The organism is bacterium, assembly GCA_035703895.1.
GTDB lineage: Bacteria > Sysuimicrobiota > Sysuimicrobiia > Sysuimicrobiales > Segetimicrobiaceae > Segetimicrobium.
Genome location: DASSXJ010000084.1, coordinates 1 through 5,304, shown reverse-complemented (window position 1 = coordinate 5,304; position 5,304 = coordinate 1). Strand labels below are relative to the sequence as shown.

General features: G+C 62.0%; 7 protein-coding genes. 3 read left to right on the top strand and 4 right to left on the bottom strand.

The window, feature by feature from the left end; translation table 11 throughout:
* Positions 1-163: 163 nt before the first annotated feature.
* Positions 164-379, bottom strand: a complete 216-nt coding sequence (locus tag VFP86_05935) for a hypothetical protein (GenBank protein ID HET8999168.1) — start codon at positions 377-379, stop codon at positions 164-166.
* A 275-nt stretch (positions 380-654) separates the two neighbouring features.
* The gene (locus tag VFP86_05930; protein HET8999167.1) at positions 655-870 is read right to left on the bottom strand and encodes a hypothetical protein; all 216 of its coding nucleotides are present in this window, start codon (positions 868-870) and stop codon (positions 655-657) included.
* A gap of 446 nt (positions 871-1,316) precedes the next feature.
* On the opposite strand from VFP86_05930, the gene VFP86_05925 reads away from it, so the two are divergent.
* The 3 genes from VFP86_05925 to VFP86_05915 all read left to right on the top strand — a co-directional run bounded on the left by VFP86_05925 (position 1,317) and on the right by VFP86_05915 (position 3,938).
* Positions 1,317-2,555 (top strand): DEAD/DEAH box helicase, encoded by a 1,239-nt coding sequence (locus VFP86_05925; GenBank protein HET8999166.1) that lies wholly within the window; start codon positions 1,317-1,319, stop codon positions 2,553-2,555.
* A gap of 95 nt (positions 2,556-2,650) precedes the next feature.
* Positions 2,651-3,103, top strand: coding sequence for a group 1 truncated hemoglobin (locus VFP86_05920; protein HET8999165.1), 453 nt, complete (start codon positions 2,651-2,653; stop codon positions 3,101-3,103).
* An 85-nt stretch (positions 3,104-3,188) separates the two neighbouring features.
* Positions 3,189-3,938, top strand: coding sequence for a DUF420 domain-containing protein (locus VFP86_05915; GenBank protein ID HET8999164.1), 750 nt, complete (start codon positions 3,189-3,191; stop codon positions 3,936-3,938).
* Here the strand turns inward: VFP86_05915 and VFP86_05910 are convergent.
* Together VFP86_05910 and VFP86_05905 are read right to left on the bottom strand one after the other, a co-directional pair.
* Complete coding sequence (locus tag VFP86_05910; GenBank protein ID HET8999163.1) at positions 3,925-4,500, bottom strand: histidine phosphatase family protein; 576 nt, start codon at positions 4,498-4,500, stop codon at positions 3,925-3,927. The two genes, VFP86_05915 and VFP86_05910, sit on opposite strands and share 14 nt — an antisense overlap.
* 603 nt (positions 4,501-5,103) lie before the next feature.
* Positions 5,104-5,304 (bottom strand): hypothetical protein (locus tag VFP86_05905; protein HET8999162.1); only part of this gene is annotated, 201 nt, incomplete at its 5' end.

Below are 5,304 nucleotides of genomic sequence, written 5' to 3'. Positions count from 1 at the left end.
AGTATCCGGCCGCGGACCCTCCCGGGCCCGCGCCGACGATCGCCACGTCGCATGACTCGCGCATCAGCGCCACCTCTTCGTCGGAGAAGCGGGATGCCCCTACAAAAAACACAACGGCCGCCGAGGCACTCTGCCGCGGCGACCGATGTGCGGGCCGGAACGATTACCGGTTGCTGCCGTTCTCCCGGAACTCGCTCTGGTCCACTTGCGTGGGCCCGCCGGCGACCCCGGACAGGGGCTCCACGTACTGAGGAGCGACCATTACTTCCGGCGTGGACTGAGACATAGGCTCCACGTACCCCTGGTCCTCCGCAAACGCCGCGCTCGCGGTAAAGGCCAGGCTTGCGCCCAGAACCGCCAGTGCCAAAAGCTTCCGCATCGTACTCACCTCGCTTACCCTCTTGGAGCCGTTCGCTCCGATTTGCTCACGAACTTAGGAACTCACGCCCGCCCTCAAACATTCCCAATGGGGGAAAGGGTCCAGATCTGGCTCACGCCACCGTTCCCGGGCGGAATCGCTCCATAGAAGACCTGGGGAAAAAAGTGTTTGAGCGCAGGTCCTTGTTAAGAAGATGAGGCTGGGCAGCCAGGAGCGACGAAAAGGCCATCGGCCGTCGGGAATCATCCCGGCGGCCGACGCGTGAGCTGGAGCGATTAGCGATTGCTGCCGTTTTCGCGGCTCGTGTCCACCACGGAGACCGGCGCCCCGCCTGCGACCGTCGACATGTCGGTCTGGTTCTCAACCAGGATCGTCTGTTGCTGAGTCGCCGGAGAAACCGGCTCAACAACCCCACGCTCATCCGCAAACGCTGCGCTCGTCGCAAACACCAGGCTCGCGCCCAACACCGCCACTGCCAGAAGCTTCTGCATCGTACTCACCTCTCTACGTTCTTGGAGCCCATGCGCTCCGATTTTGTCCACGATTGTAGGAACCCACATCTTCCCCCAGACATTCCCAAAATGGGAGGCGTTGACAAAATTGTTACAGGGCGGAGGATGCCGCTTCGAAGCACCTGTTTTTAGTGCGCGCCGTCGGTGACGGCGCGTGGATCATCTACGCGAGATTGAGCGAGGCCAGCGCGGACCGTACGATCATGGATCAGGTTGCGTACTTCACGTCGTGTGGCGGGAGGTCAAGTGGAAGATCTACGGCCATGATCGGCCGCGCGAACTTTCGTTTGACGGCCCCCCCCGTACCTGGTATACTTTCACTGTCGTCATTAGATGCGTTCTGTGAGGGATGCCAGAGACGGCGTCCCTCCTTGTGTGTCGCAGGCCTTCTTCATGGGGAGCAGGTTCCGGCGAGACACGCGCAGATGCCGGCACTGATTCCCGCGGCGAAGCCGCACCCGGCGATGAGCCGGAGTATGAAGGAGGCGATTCGTATTTCAGGAGCACCAATTTTAGACGCACCAACTCTGACAAAAGGCACGGAGGCCCCCACGACGTTCGGAGGGCTCACGCTTACCCCGGAGACCTTCCGGGCGATCCGCCGGCTGGGATGGCTCGAGCCGACCCCCATTCAACAAGAAGGCATTCCGATCATGGCCAGCGGACGAGACATGATCGGGCAGGCGGAAACAGGGTCAGGAAAAACAGGAGCCTACGGGATCCCCATCGTGGAGCGCCTCGATCCTTCGTCCCGGACCCTCCAGGCCCTCGTCCTTGTCCCCACGCGCGAACTCGCTTTGCAGGTCGCCGACGAGATCCGGATTCTGGGACGCGGCCGGGGCCTCTCGGTCGTGGCTTTGTTCGGAGGTCACTCCATCGTCCGGCAGATGGAAGACCTGCGCCGGCACCCGCACATCGCGGTAGCCACTCCGGGACGCCTGCTGGATCACCTGCAGCGAAGGACCGTCAGCCTGGCGTCGGTCTCGGTGGCAGTGCTCGATGAAGCGGACCGAATGCTCGACATGGGCTTTCTCCCGGACGTCTCAAAGATTCTCGCCCAGACACCGACCACGCGACAGACGGCGCTGTTCTCCGCCACCATCCCCGTGGAGATCCGCACGATCGCGGAACAGCGCATGCGCACGCCCACCTGGGTGCGGATCGCCGCACCGCTTCCGACCGTCGATTCGATCGAGCAGTTTTACCTGGAAGTCGCCGAGCAGGACAAGGTCAAGGCCCTGCGCCGCCTCCTGCGCAGCCAGGAAATCTCTTCGGGGCTCGTGTTCCGGAGGACCCGGTATCGTGTCGACCGTCTGGCTCGAGCACTCGACCGGGACGGCACGGTTGGCGTGCTCCACGGCGGCCTGCGGGAAGGGGCGCGGCTGAAAGCGCTCCGGGCGTTTGAAGAAAAGCGAACGCGCCTCCTGATCGCGACCAATGTCGCCGCCCGTGGGCTGGACCTGGAGAACGTCTCGCACGTCATCAACTTCGATATCCCCGAGGACGTGGAAACCTACATCCACCGGGTCGGACGCACCGCGCGCATGGGGCGCGCGGGGACAGCGATCACCTTCGTGGGGCAGTACGATATCGAGATGTTCGACCAGCTTCGAAAGCGCTTCGGCGAGGCGTTGAAGCGGCATCCCCTCAACCTCTACGCCTGACCGGATCGCAAGGGCGCTCGCGCCGGCGATCGGGAAAGGGGCAAGCCCGCGCGGGCGCGAATAGCCTCCCTGACACGTCAAACAGGGAGGATAGCATGTACAAGCTCACCGCCAAGATCCTGTGCTCGGCCCTGGTGGTGCTGTTCACGGCGACGGTCAGTTTTGCCGCCACCATGGAGAAATCACTGTACGACCGTTTGGGGGGGAAGAAAGCGATCGTCGCCGTGGTCGATGAGTTCGTGGCGCGGGTTGCCGCCGACAAGCGGATCAACGGCTTCTTTAAAGATACTGCCGCAGATCCGAAACGGCTTGCAAAATTCAAGGATAACCTCGTGAATCAAATCTGCCAAGCCACCGGCGGCCCGTGCAAATACACGGGCAAGGACATGAAGACGGCTCACAAGGGCATGGGGATCACCGACGCCGATTTCAACGCGCTCGTTGAGGATCTCTCCGGCGCCCTGGACAAGTTCAAGGTCGGCGCGAAGGAAAAGGGCGACCTGCTGGCCGCCCTCGGACCACTGAAGAAGGATATTGTCGAGAAGTAAGACGCCCGGCTCACATCGACATTAAACAGAGGCGCCTCAGCACCGGCCGGTCCGGTTCGAGGCGCCTCCTCGTTTCGAACCGCCCGTGAGCGGACTGCTCGGGACGGGCGCCACACGTTCGGCAGACGTCAACCTGCTGGTTCAACTTGCCATGGCGATCGTCCTGGCGATCGGCATGTTCCTGGCGCGAAAGAAGCGTTTCCGCGCGCACGGCTGGACGCAGTCGTCGGTCCTGATCCTCAACCTGGTGGCGATCGGGAGCGTCATGGTGCCGTCCTTTCACCGCCAGGTGCTTCCGCATGTGTCTTCCGGATGGCACGACGCCTACAACGCCGCAGCCATCCTCCATGCCACGGCAGGCACACTCGTGGAACTGCTCGGTCTCTATGTGGTGGTCGTGGCGGGGACCAAGCTGCTGCCCGAGCGCCTGCGATTCAGAAATTACAAATTGTGGATGCGGACGACCCTAGCGTTGTGGTGGGTTGTCGTGGTTTTGGGTTTGGGCGTGTACTTCGTGTGGTACATCCTACCTTCGCCGGGTGCGCCGCAGGGAACACCAGGGACGGCGCCGCAGGCCGGCGTCATGGTTTCGCTCGCGAATTTCCGCTTCGATCCCAAACAGGTGACGGTGCGAGCGGGCAGCACAGTGGAATGGGTCGATGCACGAGGGCGTCACGCCATTGTGGCAGACGATGGTTCCTTTGTGTCGCCCATTCTCCTGACCGGCGCCCGGTTCCAGCACACATTCGAGAAGCCCGGCGTGTTCAACTATTATTGCCGGTTCCACGGTGGCGCAGGCGGCCAGGACATGGCCGGAACAGTCATCGTGCGATAGAGTAGACCCATCCAGGCTGCCAGATCCAAGGGGCGGCGACGGCGTCTGCGAGCGGCTTTCCTTTCACCACGTGCTCCAGACTGTACCAGGTACCACGATGCCCAACGATCATCACGCGCCGGCCCGCCCAATCCCGCAGCACGTCGTTCAGCAGGTCCCGCGTTCGCGCCGCCACCTGCGTATAGCTCTCGCCACCCGGGAATGGCTCGGTAATATGTCTGACCCGCTCAGCGTCGACCTGATCGCGAGGCCGCCGGGTCCATGCTCCATAGTCACACTCCCGAAGCCGGGCGTCTCGAAGCAGAGGCAGGCCGCGCTCACCAAAGGCGATTTCCGCCGTTCGGTAGGAACGCTGGAGGTCAGAGCAGAGGACGGCGGCCAAGTCCTCGCGGGCGTATCGACCCCCAAGCTCCACGGCTTGAGTGCAGCCACTCGTGGAGAGTTCCGCGTCATGCCATCCCGAGGCGATTCCTTGCTCATTGTCAACGGAAGTGGCGTGCGTTTCGAAAAAGAGAATGGCTCCTCTGATAAGAGAGGATCGTGGTAAGAAAGAACTTACCATGGCACACAAAATCAACGCGATACAGTCAATTCACGGACCATGAGCACTTCGTGTAGCGTCGGGTTTGATGGGAGAGGTTTCGTATGCTCCGTCGCTACGAAGCCGGTCCGAGCATACAGGGACTTTGCCCTATGATTCGTGTCGGTCACCCAAAGTTGAACACATTTGGCCCCACATGCGCGCGCCCATTGAACAACCGCTTCCACTAAAGACGTTCCCACGCCTGATTTGCGTCGGGTTGGATCGACCCACATCGACACGAGCCGCACTATTTCAGGATAATCCCGGTGGATGAAGCACCCCACCATCCCGTACCAGCGCTCATTCTCCTCGACGATAAATGTAGCGCTCGTCTGAGCATTGGCTCTCTCCCACGCGAGACTGTCCCAATAATCCGCCGGATGCCCTTGGGCCTCCACGAGCGAAGAGCCAAAGGCGGTCGGAGCGTCGGCCAACGCGCTGAGACGAAGAGCGCGAAGGCGAGGGCCTTCATGAGCCCGGATGCGTCGTACTTCCATCGCATCCGCTCAGATTCTTGCTCAGGGACAGTCATCCTTCCGGCAAGGCCGTCTTGCGCCTGCCCGGACGCAGTATCAGGCTCGTTTACTTACGCGGCTTCCTTGTCCGAAGCGCCCTGATCCCGGCGCCGTGTCTCCACCCGGCGTCGTACCAAGTGTCGTCGGTCTTCTCGTGAGGGAGGCCGGCGAGGGCAGCCGACATGCCGCGCTGGTAAGCAACGGCCTGCTGTTCCACCTGGCCGAGTGTGTTCCTTGTTTCCTCTGTTTTGTCTCCGAATCGCGGTCT

Bases quoted from the DNA above. Each gene is read 5' to 3' on its own strand.
- VFP86_05935 (HET8999168.1), bottom strand. From the start codon at position 379: ATGCGGAAGCTTTTGGCACTGGCGGTTCTGGGCGCAAGCCTGGCCTTT.
- VFP86_05930 (HET8999167.1), bottom strand. From the start codon at position 870: ATGCAGAAGCTTCTGGCAGTGGCGGTGTTGGGCGCGAGCCTGGTGTTT.
- VFP86_05925 (HET8999166.1), top strand. From the start codon at position 1,317: ATGCCGGCACTGATTCCCGCGGCGAAGCCGCACCCGGCGATGAGCCGG.
- VFP86_05920 (HET8999165.1), top strand. From the start codon at position 2,651: ATGTACAAGCTCACCGCCAAGATCCTGTGCTCGGCCCTGGTGGTGCTG.
- VFP86_05910 (HET8999163.1), bottom strand. From the start codon at position 4,500: ATGGTAAGTTCTTTCTTACCACGATCCTCTCTTATCAGAGGAGCCATT.